This is a genomic window from Streptomyces sp. YIM 98790 (assembly GCF_011421595.1).
Taxonomy (GTDB): domain Bacteria; phylum Actinomycetota; class Actinomycetes; order Streptomycetales; family Streptomycetaceae; genus Streptomyces.
In genome coordinates, this window is the sequence record NZ_WTLH01000146.1 from 1 (window position 1) to 15,284 (window position 15,284).

Genomic DNA, 15,284 nt, shown 5'->3' on the forward strand with positions numbered 1-15,284 from the left:
GGGCTCCGGCTACCGCGGCAGCGGCGGCCCGGACCCGCCGCCCGCACCGGGGACGGCCCGGACGGCGGTGCACTCCGGCAGCAGGGCCGCCAGCGCCGCCGGACGGAAGACCAGTACCGGGCCGTCCGGGCGGGCGGAGTCCCGCACCGCCACCGCGCGCGCCCCGGCCGGCACCCCGCTCAGCACCGCCACCTCCACGCAGTTGCCGCTCGGATTGCTCCGCGCGCTCTTGCGCCAGACCGCGGCCCCGAGCCGTGCCGCCGGCCGCCCGCTCCCGCTCATGCCACCGTGCCTCCCGTCCCTCTCCCGTGCCTCGCCGAGCCTGTCCGTGTTTCTTCCCGCGCGCTTCCGTGCCCCGTCAGAGGCCGTCCGTGATCCGGCCGATGATCTGCCGGGACTCCTCCGGGCAGGCGGCCTCCACCGCCAGCCGGTTCACCACGTCCCAGTAGGGATGGGTGTCGGCCGGCCGGTCCAGGTAGACCGCGGTGGTGAGCTGCTCCAGGTAGACCACGTCCGGCAGCCGCTCGCCCGGCAGCCGCAGCAGCGTCACCGGCCCGCCCGCCGCCGGGTGTCCTCCGGCCGAGAACGGCAGCACCTGCACGGTGACATGGGGCAGCCGGGAGATCTCGGCCAGGTGCCGAAGCTGGCCGCGCATGGTTTCCGGGCCGCCGATCGGCCTCCGCAGCGCGGCCTCGTCGATCACCGCCCAGAGCCGCACGGGCCGCCGGCCGCGCAGGATGTGCTGGCGTCTCATGCGCAGCTCCACCCTGCGGTCGATCTCCCGGGGCCGGGCGTCGCCGTGGCCCAGCCGGATCACGGCCCGCGCATAGTCGGCCGTCTGGAGCAGCCCCGGCACGAACTGCACCTCGTAGCTGCGGATCACCGAGGCCGCCTGTTCCGCTCCCAGGTAGCCGTGCAGCCAGTCCGGCACCACATCCGCGTAGGACTGCCACCAGCCTGGCGTGTTGGCCTGCTCGGCCAGCTCCAGCAGGGTCGCGCGCTCCGCCTCGTCGGTCACCCCGTACAGGTCCAGCAGGTCGGCCAGGTCGCGCAGCTTGAAACCGGTGCGGCCCAGCTCCAGGCGGCAGATCTTGGAGTGCGAGGCCCGGATCACCTCGCCGGCCGCCTCCCAGGATATCCGGCCCGCCTCCCGCAGCCGGCGCAGCCGGGCGCCGAGCACCAGCCGCGGCAGCGTGGGGCCGGCCCGCAGGGCGGCCTGGACATCTGCTCCGGACGACGGACCCGTGATCTCGGTGGTAGCCATCCTCGCTCCTTTGCGCCGGGGGCCTGCTGACGAGGTGTCAACCCTCTCACCGGCACGCCGGGCCGGGAAAGCAGGACTGTTCAATCCGCAACAACTCCGGTATGGGGGGCTCATCCCGCCCGCGGTTCCTCCACGGTGCGGAACCGGCCGGTCACGGCACGTGCCGCCGCTGCATCCAGCAGGGTCACCGAGGCGCAGCCGGCCGGTGGCCGGCCGGCCTCCAGCTCGGTCAGCAGCCGCGTCATGGCCCGCCGGTGTCCCCGGAAGGCGGCCCGGGACACCCGCCGGCCGCGGGCCGACTGCCCGGCCAGCGCCACCGCCGGATCCACGTCGAGCACCACCAGGTGCAGGCCCGTCCCGCGCCGCCGGCAGTCCCGGGCCAGCCAGCGCCGCACCCACGGCGAGCGGCCGCAGTCGTGCACCACCACGGCGCAGGAACCGCGCAGGGCCCGGCGCACCCGTGCGTAGTGGGCGAGCCGCACGCCCGGCCGGTAGAGCGCGTAGGGCAGCCAGCCGGGCAGCCGGCGCGCCCAGCGGTCCCGGGTGTCCTGGGAGTCGATCCGCAGCACCCGGCCGCCGGACTCGGCGGTGATCCGGGCCATCAGGGTGGACTTGCCGCTGCCGGGCAGGCCGGAGACGATCACCCGGTGGCCGGCCGGCCAGTGCAGTACCGGCCCGGGGCCGGGCAGAGCGCCGCGCAGGTCCTGCACCTCCGGGCCGGGGCGGATGCCGGAAACGGTCATGCGGGTCACCAGCTCCGGATACCGCTCGATGTGCGTCATTGCTCTGGCGGGAGGCGTCGCCGCGACCCTCCTCCCCCCTGAGTTATGTCCAGTGACCCGGCGGTGTATTGCCGACTGCCGGATACGGGCCGGGCGCACGGAAATCCCGGGGCCGGCGTGCCGCCCCCGGGTCCGTCGCGCGATCTTACCGTCAGCGGGCGCCCCCGTTGACGTAAACCGTCTGGCCGCTCACGTAGGAGGCGTCGTCGCTGGCCAGAAAGGCGACCACGGAGGCGATCTCCTCCGGGCGGCCGACCCGGCGCAGGGGGGTGCGCTCGGCGGCCAGCCGCTGGTGCTCCTCCGGGGAGGCGCCGACCCGCTCGGCGGTGGCGGCGGTCATGGAGGTGGCGATGTAGCCGGGGGCGACGGCGTTGACGTTGATGCCGAACGGCCCCAGTTCGATGGCCAGGGTGGCGGTGAAGCCCTGGATGCCGGCCTTGGCGGCGGCGTAGTTGGCCTGGCCGCGGTTGCCCAGCGCGGAGCGGCTGGAGAGCGAGACGATCTTTCCGTAGCGCTGCTCCACCATGTACGTCTGTGCGGCCTGGCTGCAGTTGAAGACGCTGGTGAGGTTGACGTTCAGCACGGTGTCCCAGTCCTCGCGGGACATCCTGAAGAACAGGTTGTCCCGGGTGATGCCGGCATTGTTGACCAGGATGTGCGGGCCGCCGAGGTCCTCGGCGACGGCCGCGAAGACGCCGTCCACCGCCTGCTGGTCGGCGACGTCGCAGGCGTAGGCGCGGGCGGTGCCGCCCTTGGCGGTGATGGCCTCCGCGGTGGCCCGGGCCCGCTCGGCGGTCAGGTCGAGGACGGCGACGGCCGCGCCCTCCTCGGCCAGCCGGGCGGCGGTGGCCGCGCCGATGCCCTGCGCGGCGCCGGTGACCACCGCGATACGGCCGCTGAATCTGCTCATGAACTGCTCCTTCGCTTCCTTGGCTGCGTTGTCGCCGGCTCTCGCCGGTCCCGCCGGTCTCCCGGTCCCGCCGGCCGCCGGCGCCGTCCGGCACGCGGTACCCGGCGGATCAGTCGCGGTCGACGAGCACCGCGGTGCCCTGGCCGACGCCGACGCACATGGTGGCCAGGCCGCGGCGGGCGCCGGTCCGCCGCATCCGGTGCAGCAGGGTGGTCAGGATGCGGGCCCCGGAGCAGCCCAGCGGATGCCCGAGGGCGATGGCACCGCCGTCCGGGTTGACCAGCTCCGGATCGATCCCCAGCTCCCGCACACAGGCCAGCGCCTGGGCGGCGAAGGCCTCGTTGAACTCCGCCTCCTGCACCGAGGAGATGTCGCGGCCCAGCCGGGCCAGCACCCGCCGGGTCGCCGGGACCGGGCCCAGGCCCATCACGTCCGGATGCACGCCCGCGCTGGCCCCGGCCGCGTACCGGCCCAGCGGCTGGACGTCCAGCTCGCGCACGGCCTCCTCGCTGAGCAGCAGCAGCCCGGCGGCGCCGTCGTTCATCGGCGAGGAGTTGCCCGCGGTGACCGTGCCGTCCTTGCGGAACACCGGCTTGAGGGCGGCCAGCCGCTCGGCGCCGGTGTCCTCCCGGATGCCCTCGTCCGCGGTGACCGTCACCCCGTCCGGCCGGGTGACGGGCAGCAGTTCGGCGTCGAACCGGCCGTCCTTGCGGGCGGCGGCGGCCCGCCGGTGGCTGCGCAGCGCGAAGGCGTCCTGGTCCTCGCGGCTGATGGCGTGCCGCCGTGCCACCTCCTCGGCGGTCTCCCCCATGGAGAGCACCTGGTGCAGTTCCTTCATCCGCGGGTTGACCAGCCGCCAGCCGAGCCGGGTGTCGGCGGTGGGCAGGGAGTGCGGCAGGGCGTCGTCCGGGCGGGGCAGCACGAAGGGTGCCCGGCTCATCGACTCCGAGCCGCCGGCCAGCACGATGTCGGCCTCGCCGGAGGCGATGGCGCGGGCCGCGGTGGTGACCGCCTCCAGCCCGGAGGCGCAGAGCCGGTTGACGGTGGCGCCGGGCACGCTCTCCGGCAGTCCGGCCAGCAGCACGGCCATCCGGGCCACATTGCGGTTGTCCTCGCCGGCCTGGTTGGCCGCGCCCCAGTAGACGTCGTCGATCCGGGCCGGGTCGAGTGCGGGGATGTCGGCCAGCAGGCCGCGGATCACGGTGGCGGCCAGGTCGTCGGGGCGGACGGCGGACAGGGCGCCGCGCAGCCGCCCGATGGGGGTGCGGCGGGCGGCGGCGAAGTACACGGGACGCATCGCGGGGCTCCTCGGCGGTTCGGCGGGTACGCGGACGGTTCGGGCGGCGGCTCAGAAGGCGTTGACGCCGGTCAGCGCGCGCCCGATGAGCAGCTTGTGGATCTGGCTGGTGCCCTCGTAGAGGGTCATCACCCGGGCATCGCGCAGATATTTGCCGACCGGGTACTCGTCGATGTAGCCGTATCCGCCGAACACCTGGAGCGCGTTGTTGGCGGCGCGCACCGCGGCCTCGCTCGCGTACAGCTTGGCGATGGAGGACTCGGTGGCGAACGGCTGCCCGCGGTCGATCAGATCGGCGACCCGCCAGGTCAGCAGGCGGGCGGCGTCGGTGTCCACCCGGATGTCGCTGAGGAGTTCCTGCACGAGCTGGTGCGAGGCGATCGGCACGCCGAACTGCTGCCGCTGCCCGGCGTACCCGACCGCGGCCTCCAGGCAGCCGCGGGCGATGCCCACGCAGCCGGCCGCCACCGACATCCTGCCCTTGGCCAGGGCGGACATGGCCACCGTGAAGCCCTTGCCCTCCTCGCCCAGGCGGGCGCTCTCCGGCACCCGCACCTGGTCGAAGACGAGTTCGGCGGTGGGCTGGCCGCGCAGCCCGAGCTTGCCGTGCACGGTGCGGCGCTCCAGCCCGGGGGTGCCGGCGGGCACCAGGAAGGCGGTGATGCCGCGGTGTCCGGCCCGTTCCGGGTCGCTGCCGCCGGTGCGGGCGAAGACCAGGGCCACGTCCGCCCAGGTGCCGTTGGTGATGAACATCTTGGCGCCGCTGATCAGCCAGTCACCGCCGTCGCGCACCGCTTTGGTGGTGAGGCCGGCGGCATCCGAGCCGGTGCCCGGTTCGGTGAGGGCGAAGCAGCCGAGGGCCTCGCCGGAGCAGAGCCGGGGCAGCCACTCCCGCTTCTGTTCCTCGCTGCCGTGGGCGTGGACCGACTTGGCGACCAGGCCGAGGGAGACCGAGACGATGCCGCGCACCGCGGAGTCGCCGCGGCCGAGTTCCTCCAGCACCAGGCAGTAGGCCAGGTGGTCGCCGCCCGAGCCGCCGTACTCCTCGGGCAGGGTCAGTCCCAGGAAGCCGAGCTCGCCCAGCCGGCCCACCACCGCCCGGTCGACGGACTCGGCGCGGTCCCATGCGGCGGCGTGCGGCGCGATCTCGCGGTCGGTGAAGTCGGCGGCCAGCCGGCGGACGGCGGCCTGCTCCTCGGTGAGCTCCAGATTCATGCCAGGCCCCTCCGGAAGGCCGAACGGTGGCGGGCCACCTAAACTAGCAGTGCAAGTTTTCCGGCTCCGGACCTTACACGGCGCCCGCGGCGCTGGGAAGGCCCACTCCCCCGCGCCGGACCGCCGTCCGGGCTGGCCCGGCCCCGCGGCGGCCGTGTAGCCTCCGCACCAGGCAGGACGGACCGCGTGCGGAGGTGAGGTGGGCATGGGCCGGCCGCGCAGCCCCCTGCTCAGCCGCGAGCGCATCGTCGAGGCGGCACTGCGGATCGTGGACGCCGAGGAGCTGCCGGCGCTCTCCACCCGCCGGCTGGCCGCCGAACTGGGCGTCAGCGGCCCCTCGCTGTACAACCACTTCCGCACCATGGACGAACTGGTGGACGCGGTCGCGGACAGCGTGCTGACCCAGGTCGACGTGTCGATGTTCGGGCGGCTCGGCTGGCGGGACGCGCTGCGCGACTGGGCCCGCTCCTACCGGGCCGCACTGGCCGCCCACCCGCACCTGGTACCGGTGCTGGCGCGCGGCCCCGGCCGGCGGCCGGGCGCCCTGCGCCTGGCCGACGCGGTCTTCGGCGGGCTGGTGGAGGCCGGCTGGCCGCGGGCGCACGCGACCCGGATCGGCGCACTGATGCGGTACTTCGTCACCGGTTCGGCGCTGGGTTCCTTCACCTCCGGCTTCCCGGCCGACGCCGGGGTCTACGCCGGGGCCTATCCCCATCTGGACCAGGCCCACCTGCTGGCCCGGCACCGCGAGGAGATCGACGAGGGTGCCTTCGAGACCGGCCTGGAGGCGCTGCTCGACGGCCTGGCGATCCAGTACGCCCGGGTGGGCCGGGCGGCAGGCGGCACCGAGGGGTGACCCCGCTCACACTCCGACCCCTTGCCCCGGGCGGGCCGCCGGGCCTTAACTATCACTGCTAGTTAATGTACTGCCCGGTAATGCCGGTCACGGCGGGACGACCACGACCAGGGAGCGACCACCCATGCAGGCTCACGAAGGACAGTACGTCGGCGGAGCGTGGCGGCCCTCCGCGGGCACGGACGTCACCGAGGTGGTCAATCCGGCCACCGAGGAGGTCATCGCCACCGTGCCGCGCGGCACCGCGGCGGACGTCGACGCGGCGGTCGCCGCGGCCTGCGAGGCGGCGGCCCGCTGGGGCACCAGCACCCGTGAGGAGCGGCTGAGCCGGCTCACCCGGGTGCGGGACGGCCTGGTGGCCCGCAAGGAGGAGATCGCCCGCACGGTCACCGCCGAACTCGGCTCACCCGTCCGGATCTCCGAAGCGGTGCACGCCGGCACCCCGATCGCGGTCACCGAAGCGGTGCTCACGGTGCTGGCCGACCACCCCTTCGAGGAGAAGATCGGCAACTCGGTGGTGTACGCCGAGCCGGCCGGCGTGGTCGGGGCCATCACCCCGTGGAACTACCCGCTGCACCAGATCGTCGCCAAAGTGGTGCCCGCGCTGGCCGCCGGCTGCTCCGTGGTGCTCAAGCCGGCCGACGAAACCCCGCTGGTGGCGCGGCTGTTCGCGGAGATCGTGGACGCGGCGGGCTTCCCGGCAGGAACGTTCAATCTGGTGACCGGGCCGGGCCCGGTGGTGGGTGCGGCGATCGCCGAGCACCCGCGCGTGGACATGGTCTCCTTCACCGGTTCCACGGCCGTGGGCCGCCGGGTCGGGGCCGCCGCCGGCTCCGGCATCAAGCGGGTCTCCCTGGAGCTGGGCGGCAAGTCCGCCAACGTCATCCTGCCCGGAGCCGATCTCACCGCGGCCGTGACCCGCGGCGTCAACAACGCCTTCCTCAACGGCGGCCAGACGTGCAGCGCCTGGACCCGGATGCTGGTCGGCGAGGCCGACTACGAGCAGGCCGTGGAACTGGCCGCGCAGGTGGCCGCCAAGTACGTGCCCGGCGACCCTGCCGACCCGGCCACCCGGCTGGGGCCGATGGTCAGCGCCGCGCAGCGCGACGACGTGCGCCGCTACATCGAGATCGGGATCAAGGAGGGCGCCCGGCTGGTGGCCGGCGGCCCCGAGGCCCCCAGGGGCGTGGCGAAGGGCCACTACGTGCAGGCCACCGTCTTCGCGGACGTCAAGCCCGACATGACCATCGCCCAGGAGGAGATCTTCGGGCCGGTGCTGGCCATCATGCCGTTCCGCGACGAGGAGCACGCCCTGGGCATCGNGCCATCATGCCGTTCCGCGACGAGGAGCACGCCCTGGGCATCGCCAACAGCACCTCCTACGGGCTGGCCGGTGCGGTCTGGGCCGCCGACCGGGAGACCGCGGTGGCCTTCGCCCGCCGGATGGAGACCGGCCAGGTCGACATCAACGGCGGCGCCTTCAACCCGGCGGCCCCGTTCGGCGGCTACAAGCAGTCCGGCGTCGGCCGCGAACTGGGCAGGTACGGCATCGAGGAATTCACCCAGCCCAAGTCCCTCCAGTTCTGAGCGCCGGGGCCTCCGGCCGGGCCCGGCGCCGTCCGCGTCCGGAGCCCTTGAAGCCGGCCCGGCCGCCGCACGGCCGGAAGCGACCCCCGCCCCGCGGCACCGGGACCGGGACGCCGCTGCCGCGGGCGGACGGCCGTACCGGGGTGCCGGGACCGCGGCCGGCGGAGGGCGGGCGGCCGGGCGGGATCAGGGGTAGCGGCCGGCGAACCAGTTCGCGGCCGCCTCGGTGTGCAGCGGGAAGGTGAGGGGGCCGCCCGGGGCCGGGAGGATGCGCCAGCCGTCGGTCTCGTCGGTGGGACGGGACGGCGGCAGCCGTCCGGCGTCCCGCTCCGGCAGCAGGCCGAAGACCAGCAGATGCCCGTCCGGGGAGCTGAGCACGTCGGCCAGCCGGACCTCGTCCGCCCCGGCCGGGATGCCGGTCTCCTCGGCCAGCTCGCGCACCACGGCCTGCCGCCAGTCCTCGCCGTGGTCGATGAAGCCGCCGGGCAGGGCCAGCCCGCCGGTCCGGTCGCCCGCCGTGCGGCGCACCACGACCAGCCCGGGCGGGACGCCCCCGGCGGTGCGCACCGGCACCAGGGCGACGGCCACCGGCAGCGGATTGCGGTAGGTGGTCCGGCCGCAGCGCGTGCACCGCCGCGGCCAGCCCGCGTCCGGCGGGAAGGCACCCCCGCACCAGCCGCAGTGGGCATCGCGGGCGGCGGCCGGGGTACTGGGGACCGCGGGGGCCGCGGGGACCGCGGGGCCCGTGGGAGTGGTGTCGGCGGAGGGCATTCCCGGAGGGTACCCGGCCGCTCCGGAACGGGTGACCGAATCGGGGAGCATCGTTCGGGCGGGTGACTCGTTGTCCACGGTGGCGGCCCGGCGGGATCGGGCGGAGGGTGTGTAGGAGAGCGAGAAGCGCTCGGGAGAGGTGACGGCGTTGACGGTGACAGCGCGTGGGCTGCAGGGAGCGCCCTGTTGGGTGAGCCTGACAGCACACGACCTGCGGGGCATCCAGGATTTCTACGCGAGCGTGCTGGGCTGGGAGTACGAGCCCGCCCTGGACGGGGCGGGCAGCGGGTACTCCGTGGCCCGGGCGTTCAACGGTGCCCAGGTGGCGGGTCTGGGCACCACCACCGAGACCAAGGGACTGCCGTCCGTCTGGACGGCCCACTTCGTGGCCCACAGCGTGGACGTGGTGGCCTCCCGCATCCGGGAGCGGGGCGCCACGGTGGCGGTGGGCCCGATCGACTTCGGCGACGGCCGGGCCGTCTGGGCGGCCGATCCCGGCGGGGCGTCCTTCGTGGCCTGGGAAGGGCCGGTGAACCCGGAGTGGTACGAGCGGCGCGGCCAGGGCACCTGCACCTGGCTGGAGCTGCGCACCCGGGATCCGTTCGCCGCGGCCCTGTTCTACGGCGGGGTCTTCGACTGGGAGGCGCAGGGGCCGGAGCAGCTTGACGTGCGCTACCAGCACGACCGGGTGGTGCTGTGGATCGCCGGGCGGGCGGTGGCCGGGCTGTACGGCGGCGGCGTGCAGGCGGCGCCGGACCAGCACCTGCGCCCGCAGTGGCACGTCTACTTCTCGGTCGGCGACGTGGACGAGGCGGCGCTGCGGGCGGAGAAGGCGCATGGCACGGTGGTCACCGCGCCGCAGGACACTCCGTTCGGCCGGGCCGCGGGCATCCGTGATCCGGAGGGCGGTCTGTTCCATGTGATCGCCGACCAGCAGGGATGACGCCGGCGCCCGGGGTCCCGCGCCGCCGCGGCGCCCGCCGCAGTGCGCGCCGCAGCCGGGGCAGGCGGCGCATCACCCGGGTGACCAGTGCGGCGTAGCCGATGCCGAAGGCCAGGCAGGCGGCCAGGGCCAGCACGTCCGGCGCGTCCTGGAGCAGCCGGAAGACCTGCCAGTGGGTCAGATAGATGTACAGGGAGCTGCCGGCCAGCAGGCCGGCCAGCCGGTTGACGGGGCCCAGGCTCGGCACCCGGCTGATCCAGATGAGCAGGAGCAGGCCGCCGATCACCGTGAGCTGCCGTCCGGTCTGGCCGGGGAAGAAGCCGGGGACGGTGGCCAGCGGCACGGCGCTCACCAGCAGCCGCTGCCGTACGGTCACCGCCCTGGCCGCCGCCCAGCCGAGGGCGAACAGCCAGAACACCACCACCGGCCGCAGGTGGGGCGCCTCCAGGCGCAGGCCGGGCAGGTCGAAGCGGGTGATCAGGCCGAGGGCGACGAGGGCGAGCGGGAAGGCCAGCGGGAAACGCCGTTCCCAGCGGTCCAGCAGCGGCACGGCCAGCAGCAGGACGATCGCGACCAGGAAGTAGACCAGGGTCTCGACGAACCAGTAGTGCCACCGGGTGCGCAGCTCCATGGAGCCGAAGGCGCTGTTCAGCAGCAGGGCGTTGAACGGGTCGTAGGCGCCGGTGACCAGCACGACCCCGCCGATCCAGGCCATGCTGGGCAGGGCGATGCGGGCGATGGAGCGCCGGGCGTGGCGCAGGCGTTCCCGGCGCGGGGCGGCGGTGAGGTGGAAGCGGGCGAAGTTGTACCCGGCGACGCCGAGCAGCACATGGGCGCCGCCCTGGAGAAAGAAGACCGGGATGTGCGAACCGACGATGAGCACGATCGCCGCCGCCCGCAGCAGCACCCCGGTCTCCATGGTGTGCAGGCGGGGTCTGCGGCGGCCGGGCCGGGCGGAGCCGGCCGGGGACCCGGCGCCGGCCGGTCCCCCGGCGCCGTCGGAGGCGGTGTCCGGGCCCGCGGGCGGCCGGGCGAGGTCGCGGATGGGGAGGGTGTGCCAGTCGGCGGGCAGCCTGCCCAGCACGGCCTCCAGCCGCAGTGACATCTCCACGTAGCTGAGCGAGTCGCCGCCCAGGCCGATGAAGCTGTCGTTCTCGGTGACGTCCGGCCGGTCGAGCATCAGCGCGTACTGGCGGCACAGCTCCCCGGCGGTGCCGGACGGGGCGGTGCCGGACGGGGCGGCGGCCGGGGACTCGGGCCCGGCGGCGAGCGCGGCCAGAGCCCGGTAGTCGGGCTTGCCGCTGGCCAGCCGGGGTATCCCGGGCAGTGCCAGCACCCGGACCACCCGGGCGGGCAGCCCGGCCTCGGCCGCCGCCAGCCGGCGGATCCGATCGGTGTCCGGTGCGGCCCCGGTATCGGTGCCGGTGCCGGTGTCCGTGGTCACCGCCACCACCAGGGCGTCCTCGGTGCCGGTGCAGTGGGCGGTGATGCCCCGGGCGGCGAGGGCGGTCTCGATCCGCCCGGGATCGATCCGCAGGCCGAAGATCTTGGCGAACCGGGCACGGCGCCCGACCACCTGGTAGAGGCCGTCGGCCGTGCGGCGGGCCAGATCACCGGTGCGCAGCTCGTGCACGGTGCGGCCCAGCGCCAGATCGGCCGGGCGTTCGGCGTAGCCCAGCATCACATTGGGCCCGGAGAAGACCAGCTCGCCGGTTCCCGGCTCCTCCCCCGCCACCGGCTCGATCCGGAAGCTGCCCCCCGGGACCGGAATGCCGATGGTCTCCGGGTGCTCTGCGGCAAGATCCGGGGGCAGGTAGGCCATCCGGGCGGTGGCCTCGGTCTGCCCGTACATCACGTACAGGTCCCAGCCCCGGCGGCGGCCGAGGTCCGCGTAGGCGGCGACCCGCTCCGGGGCCATCCGGCCGCCGGCCTGGGTCAGATACCGCAGGTGCGGGAGTTCCATGCCGGGAAAGCCGGCCCGGTCCAGCAGTTCGAAGGTGTAGGGCACCCCGGCGAAGGTGGTGACGCGCTGCTCGCGGCACAGGTCCCAGAAGCAGCGGTCGGCGACCGAGAGCGAGGTGAGCACCAGTGCCGCGCCGCGCAGCAGATGGCTGTGGAGGACCGACAGGCCGTAGCAGTAGTGCATGGGCAGGGTGGTGGCGGCCCGGTCGGTGTCGCGGATGCCCAGGTAGCCGGCGATGGCCTCGGCATTGGACTGGAGGTTCTCCCGGGAGAGCCGGACCAGCTTGGGCGAGCCGGTGGTGCCCGAGGTGCTCAGCAGCAGCGCCAGTTCGGGGTGCAGGCTGTGCGCGGAGACCGGGCGGAGTTCCTCGATCTCCCACGCGCCGTCGCCGCCCGCCGCGGGCGGGTGGACCACGATGTCGGGATCGTAGGCGTCGGCCAGGGCCCGGACCGCGCCGGAGGTCCCGCCGGGCACCAGCAGCACGGGATGTCCGGCGGCCAGCGCGGCCAGGTACACGGTCAGCGCCCCGGGGTCGTTGGCGCCCGGCAGGAGCAGCAGCCGGCGCTGCGGGCCGAGCCGGCGGGCGACGGCCTCCACCCGGGCGGCGAGCTGCCGGTAGGAGAGGGTCCGGCCGTCGCCGGTGACGAGGGCGGTGCGGTCACCGTGGCAGGCCAGGTCTCGGGCGAAGGGAACGGAGGCGGTACCGGGCAGCAGACCGGGGTGGAGCGGTGTCACCCGGGCATCATAGGCAAGCCTTACCTAACCCATAAGGCGTCGGGCGGTGCCGCGGCCGAAGTGATATCAAGCCGAAGCCCCGGGCGGCCGCCGGACGCCTCCCCTTCCCGGTCGCGGCCGCCCCCTCGGCCGGACGGGGGAAGTCCCTTGCCCCGGCGGCCTGTCTGCCGGGCGGCGCGCGCGGGGGCTGGCACGGTGCGGGAACTCTTCAGGTGCCCGGACGGGAGTGAGCAGCGCATGCAGATCGGTTACAAGCTGATGGCCGAGGGGTTCGGCCCCAAGGAGATCATCCGGCAGGCGGTCCGCGCCGAGCAGGCCGGTTTCGACTTCGTGGAGATGAGCGACCACTACCACCCCTGGCTGGATGTGCAGGGGCACTCGTCGTTCGTGTGGACGGTGCTGGGCGCGGTCGCCGCCCGTACCGAGCGGCTGGGCCTGGCGACCGGCGTGACCTGCCCCACCGTCCGCTACCACCCGGCGATCGTCGCCCAGGCCGCGGCCACCCTGGCCCTGGTCTCCGACGGCCGGTTCACCCTGGGCGTGGGCTCCGGCGAGCGGCTCAACGAGCACGTGGTGGGCAGCCCGTCCTTCCCCGACACGGCCGCCGAGCGGCACGAGCGGCTGCGGGAGGCCCTGGAGATCATCCAGTTGCTGTGGCAGGGCGGATACCGCTCCTACCGGGGCAGGCATCTTCGGCTGCACGACGCCCGGGTGTTCGACCTGCCGGACCAGCCGCCGCCGATCGCGGTGGCCGCGGGCGGGAAGCGGGCGGCCCGGCTGGCCGCGGAGATCGGCGGCGGGCTGTTCGCCACCCAGCCGCGCGCCGACCTGGTGGCCGAGTACCGCCGGGCCGGGGGCGGCGGGCCCCGCTACGCCGAGGTGGCGCTGGCCTGGGCACCGGACGAGGCGGCGGCGGTCAAGGCGGCCTGGGAGACCTCCCGCTGGTCGGTGCTGGGCTGGAAGGTGATGAGCGAGCTGCCCAACCCGGTGAACTTCGAGGCCGCGTCCGCGACCGTGCGGGAGGACGACGTGCGCAAGGCGTTCGCCTGCGGCCCGGACCCGGAACGGCACCTGGCCGCGGTGCTGCCCTACGCGGAGGCCGGGTTCGACCGGCTGGCGCTGATGAACGCCGGGCCGGACCCGGACGGCTTCTTCGAGTTCTTCGAGCGGGAACTCCAGCCCCGGCTGCGGGCCATCACGCCGGCCGGCTGAGCCGGGCACCGCGGGACCGCCCGCCGCGGGGACCGCCCGCCGCGGGGACCGCGCATCGCGGGGACCGCGCATCGCGCCCCGGCCGGGACGGGTCACCGGACCCGTCCCGGCCGGGGCGCCGCCGCGTCACCAGCGGTGGTGGACCTGGGCGCGGATGAGCCGGTCGTACAGCTCGCGCACGGCCTCCAGGGTGGCCTCCGGCAGCGGCGGCAGCGTGGCGGCCGCGGCATTGGCGCGGGCCTGCTCGGGCGAACGCGCGCCCGGGATCACGGTGGTGACGCCGGGCTGCTGGATGATCCAGCGCAGCGCGGTCTGCGCGGACGAAGCGCCTTCCGGGGCGAACCGGGCGAACTCCCGGGCCGCCTCGACGCCGATGGCGAAGTCCACGCCGGAGAAGGTCTCGCCCTGGTCGAAGGCCTCGCCGTGCCGGTTGTAGCTGCGGTGGTCGTCCGGGGCGAACCGGGTGTCGGTGCTGTACCGGCCGGAGAGCAGGCCCGAGGCGAGCGGCACCCGGGCGATGATCGCCACTCCGGCCTCCCGGGCGGCGGGCAGCACCCGCTCCAGCGGCTTGAGCCGGAACGGGTTGAGGATGATCTGCACGCTGGCCGTGCCCGGGCGGGCGATGGCGGCCAGGGCCTCGTCGCACGTCTCCACGCTGACCCCGTAGGCGGCGATGCGCTCCTCGTCGACCAGCGTGTCGAGGGCGTCGTAGACCTCGCCGGAGGAGAACACCGGGGTGGGCGGGCAGTGCAGCTGCACCAGGTCCAGGGTGTCCGTGCCGAGGTTCTCCCGCGAACGGTCCGTCCAGGCGCGGAAGTTGTCCAGGACGTAGTTCTCCGGGACCTGCTCGGCCCGCCGGCCCATCTTGGTGGCGACCATGATCCCGGCATCCGGCCGGTTCCGCAGATAGGCGGCGATCAGCTGCTCGCTGCGGCCGTCGCCGTAGACGTCGGCGGTGTCGAAGAAGGTCACGCCGCTCTCGGCGGCGGCGTCGAGCACCGCCATGGCGTCCCGTTCGGAGACCTCGCCCCAGTCGGCGCCGAGCTGCCAGGTGCCGAGGCCGACGACCGACACCTTCCGTCCCGCCCTGCTGATTGCTCGCTGTTCCATGCCCGGCATTCTCTCAGGCACCGCCCGGCACACCCGGAGCACCCGCCCGGCCGGGGCGGTACGGGCAGGCCGCGGCAGTACCGGGGGCCGCCCGGCCCTGGGGACGGGGTGCCGGATGCTGCCACGCCCGTGACGGACGGAAGGCCGGTGACCCTCCCCTTCCGGGTACCCGGTCCTTACGGGCAAGGAGGTACTTCCGTGGCACAGAGTCATCTTGCGGGACCGGCCCTGCCGGGTCGGCGGGCCGTGGCGGCGGTGGGCGGGCTGGTGCTCGCCGGGCACGGGCTGATCCATCTGCTGGGCACCGTGCTGCTGTGGGAGCTGGCGGAGCCGGGCCGGCTGGAGTACGCGGACGCGGTGCCGGCGGCCGGCTCGGTGGCCGGGTTCGCGGCCGGCGGTCTCTGGCTGTGGACCGGCGGGTCCTTCATCGGGGCGGGGGTGCTGCTGGCGCTGGGCAACCGGCGCTGGGCGCCGCTGGCCGCCCTGGCCGCCGGGGTCTCGCTCCCGTTGCTGCTGCTGATGTTCCCGCACACGGCGCCGGGCATCGCCGTGGACGCCGGGCTGCTGCTGCTCGCCCTGCCGCCGGCCGTCGCCGGCCACGACGCGCTGCGCGCGGCCGGCCGGGGCGGCCCGGAGGGC

At 74.9% G+C, this 15,284-nt stretch carries 13 protein-coding genes and 1 pseudogene; 5 read left to right on the forward strand and 9 right to left on the reverse strand.

Going from position 1 to position 15,284, the window contains the following annotated elements:
* Positions 1 to 9 precede the first annotated feature (9 nt).
* The 6 genes from GQS09_RS20945 to GQS09_RS20970 all read right to left on the reverse strand — a co-directional run bounded on the left by GQS09_RS20945 (position 10) and on the right by GQS09_RS20970 (position 5,468).
* The gene (locus GQS09_RS20945; protein ID WP_165988595.1) at positions 10 to 282 is read right to left on the reverse strand and encodes a DUF397 domain-containing protein; all 273 of its coding nucleotides are present in this window, start codon (positions 280 to 282) and stop codon (positions 10 to 12) included.
* 76 nt (positions 283 to 358) lie between these two features.
* On the reverse strand, positions 359 to 1,264 hold the full coding sequence (locus GQS09_RS20950; protein ID WP_165988597.1) for a helix-turn-helix transcriptional regulator: 906 nt from the start codon (positions 1,262 to 1,264) through the stop codon (positions 359 to 361).
* 110 nt (positions 1,265 to 1,374) lie between these two features.
* A complete protein-coding gene (locus GQS09_RS20955; RefSeq protein ID WP_165988599.1) occupies positions 1,375 to 2,046 on the reverse strand; it encodes an AAA family ATPase in 672 nt (223 codons plus the stop codon).
* Between the two features lie 151 nt (positions 2,047 to 2,197).
* The gene (fabG, locus tag GQS09_RS20960; protein ID WP_165988601.1) at positions 2,198 to 2,956 is read right to left on the reverse strand and encodes a 3-oxoacyl-ACP reductase FabG; all 759 of its coding nucleotides are present in this window, start codon (positions 2,954 to 2,956) and stop codon (positions 2,198 to 2,200) included.
* A 109-nt stretch (positions 2,957 to 3,065) separates the two neighbouring features.
* Positions 3,066 to 4,253: an acetyl-CoA C-acyltransferase gene (locus GQS09_RS20965; RefSeq protein WP_165988603.1), complete on the reverse strand. Its 1,188-nt coding sequence runs from the start codon at positions 4,251 to 4,253 to the stop codon at positions 3,066 to 3,068.
* A gap of 51 nt (positions 4,254 to 4,304) precedes the next feature.
* Positions 4,305 to 5,468 carry an acyl-CoA dehydrogenase family protein gene (locus GQS09_RS20970; protein WP_165988604.1) on the reverse strand — a complete coding sequence of 388 codons (1,164 nt, stop codon included), beginning with the start codon at positions 5,466 to 5,468 and terminating at the stop codon, positions 4,305 to 4,307.
* A gap of 205 nt (positions 5,469 to 5,673) precedes the next feature.
* Here GQS09_RS20970 and GQS09_RS20975 point away from each other — a divergent pair, with 205 nt between their 5' ends.
* Both GQS09_RS20975 and GQS09_RS20980 read left to right on the forward strand, forming a co-directional pair.
* Complete coding sequence (locus GQS09_RS20975; protein ID WP_165988606.1) at positions 5,674 to 6,324, forward strand: TetR/AcrR family transcriptional regulator; 651 nt, start codon at positions 5,674 to 5,676, stop codon at positions 6,322 to 6,324.
* A 124-nt stretch (positions 6,325 to 6,448) separates the two neighbouring features.
* Positions 6,449 to 7,911 (forward strand): annotated as a pseudogene (locus GQS09_RS20980) (aldehyde dehydrogenase family protein).
* Between the two features lie 186 nt (positions 7,912 to 8,097).
* On the opposite strand, the gene GQS09_RS20985 reads toward GQS09_RS20980, so the two are convergent.
* Entirely contained in the window at positions 8,098 to 8,682 is a 585-nt protein-coding gene (locus GQS09_RS20985; protein WP_165988609.1) for an NUDIX domain-containing protein, read from the reverse strand.
* Positions 8,683 to 8,872: 190 nt separating this feature from the next.
* Between GQS09_RS20985 and GQS09_RS20990 the strand changes: the two genes are divergently transcribed.
* Positions 8,873 to 9,625, forward strand: a complete 753-nt coding sequence (locus GQS09_RS20990) for a VOC family protein (protein WP_313896247.1) — start codon at positions 8,873 to 8,875, stop codon at positions 9,623 to 9,625.
* Here the strand turns inward: GQS09_RS20990 and GQS09_RS20995 are convergent.
* Positions 9,531 to 12,323, reverse strand: coding sequence for an AMP-binding protein (locus GQS09_RS20995; protein WP_165988611.1), 2,793 nt, complete (start codon positions 12,321 to 12,323; stop codon positions 9,531 to 9,533). The genes GQS09_RS20990 and GQS09_RS20995 overlap by 95 nt on opposite strands.
* A 237-nt stretch (positions 12,324 to 12,560) precedes the next feature.
* Between GQS09_RS20995 and GQS09_RS21000 the strand changes: the two genes are divergently transcribed.
* Positions 12,561 to 13,535 (forward strand): TIGR03557 family F420-dependent LLM class oxidoreductase, encoded by a 975-nt coding sequence (locus GQS09_RS21000; RefSeq protein ID WP_165988613.1) that lies wholly within the window; start codon positions 12,561 to 12,563, stop codon positions 13,533 to 13,535.
* Positions 13,536 to 13,661: 126 nt separating this feature from the next.
* On the opposite strand, the gene GQS09_RS21005 is transcribed toward GQS09_RS21000, so the two are convergent.
* Positions 13,662 to 14,645 carry an aldo/keto reductase gene (locus GQS09_RS21005; RefSeq protein ID WP_399552572.1) on the reverse strand — a complete coding sequence of 328 codons (984 nt, stop codon included), beginning with the start codon at positions 14,643 to 14,645 and terminating at the stop codon, positions 13,662 to 13,664.
* A gap of 198 nt (positions 14,646 to 14,843) precedes the next feature.
* Here GQS09_RS21005 and GQS09_RS21010 point away from each other — a divergent pair.
* A partial coding sequence (locus GQS09_RS21010; RefSeq protein WP_207958089.1) for a hypothetical protein occupies positions 14,844 to 15,284 on the forward strand: 441 nt, incomplete at its 3' end.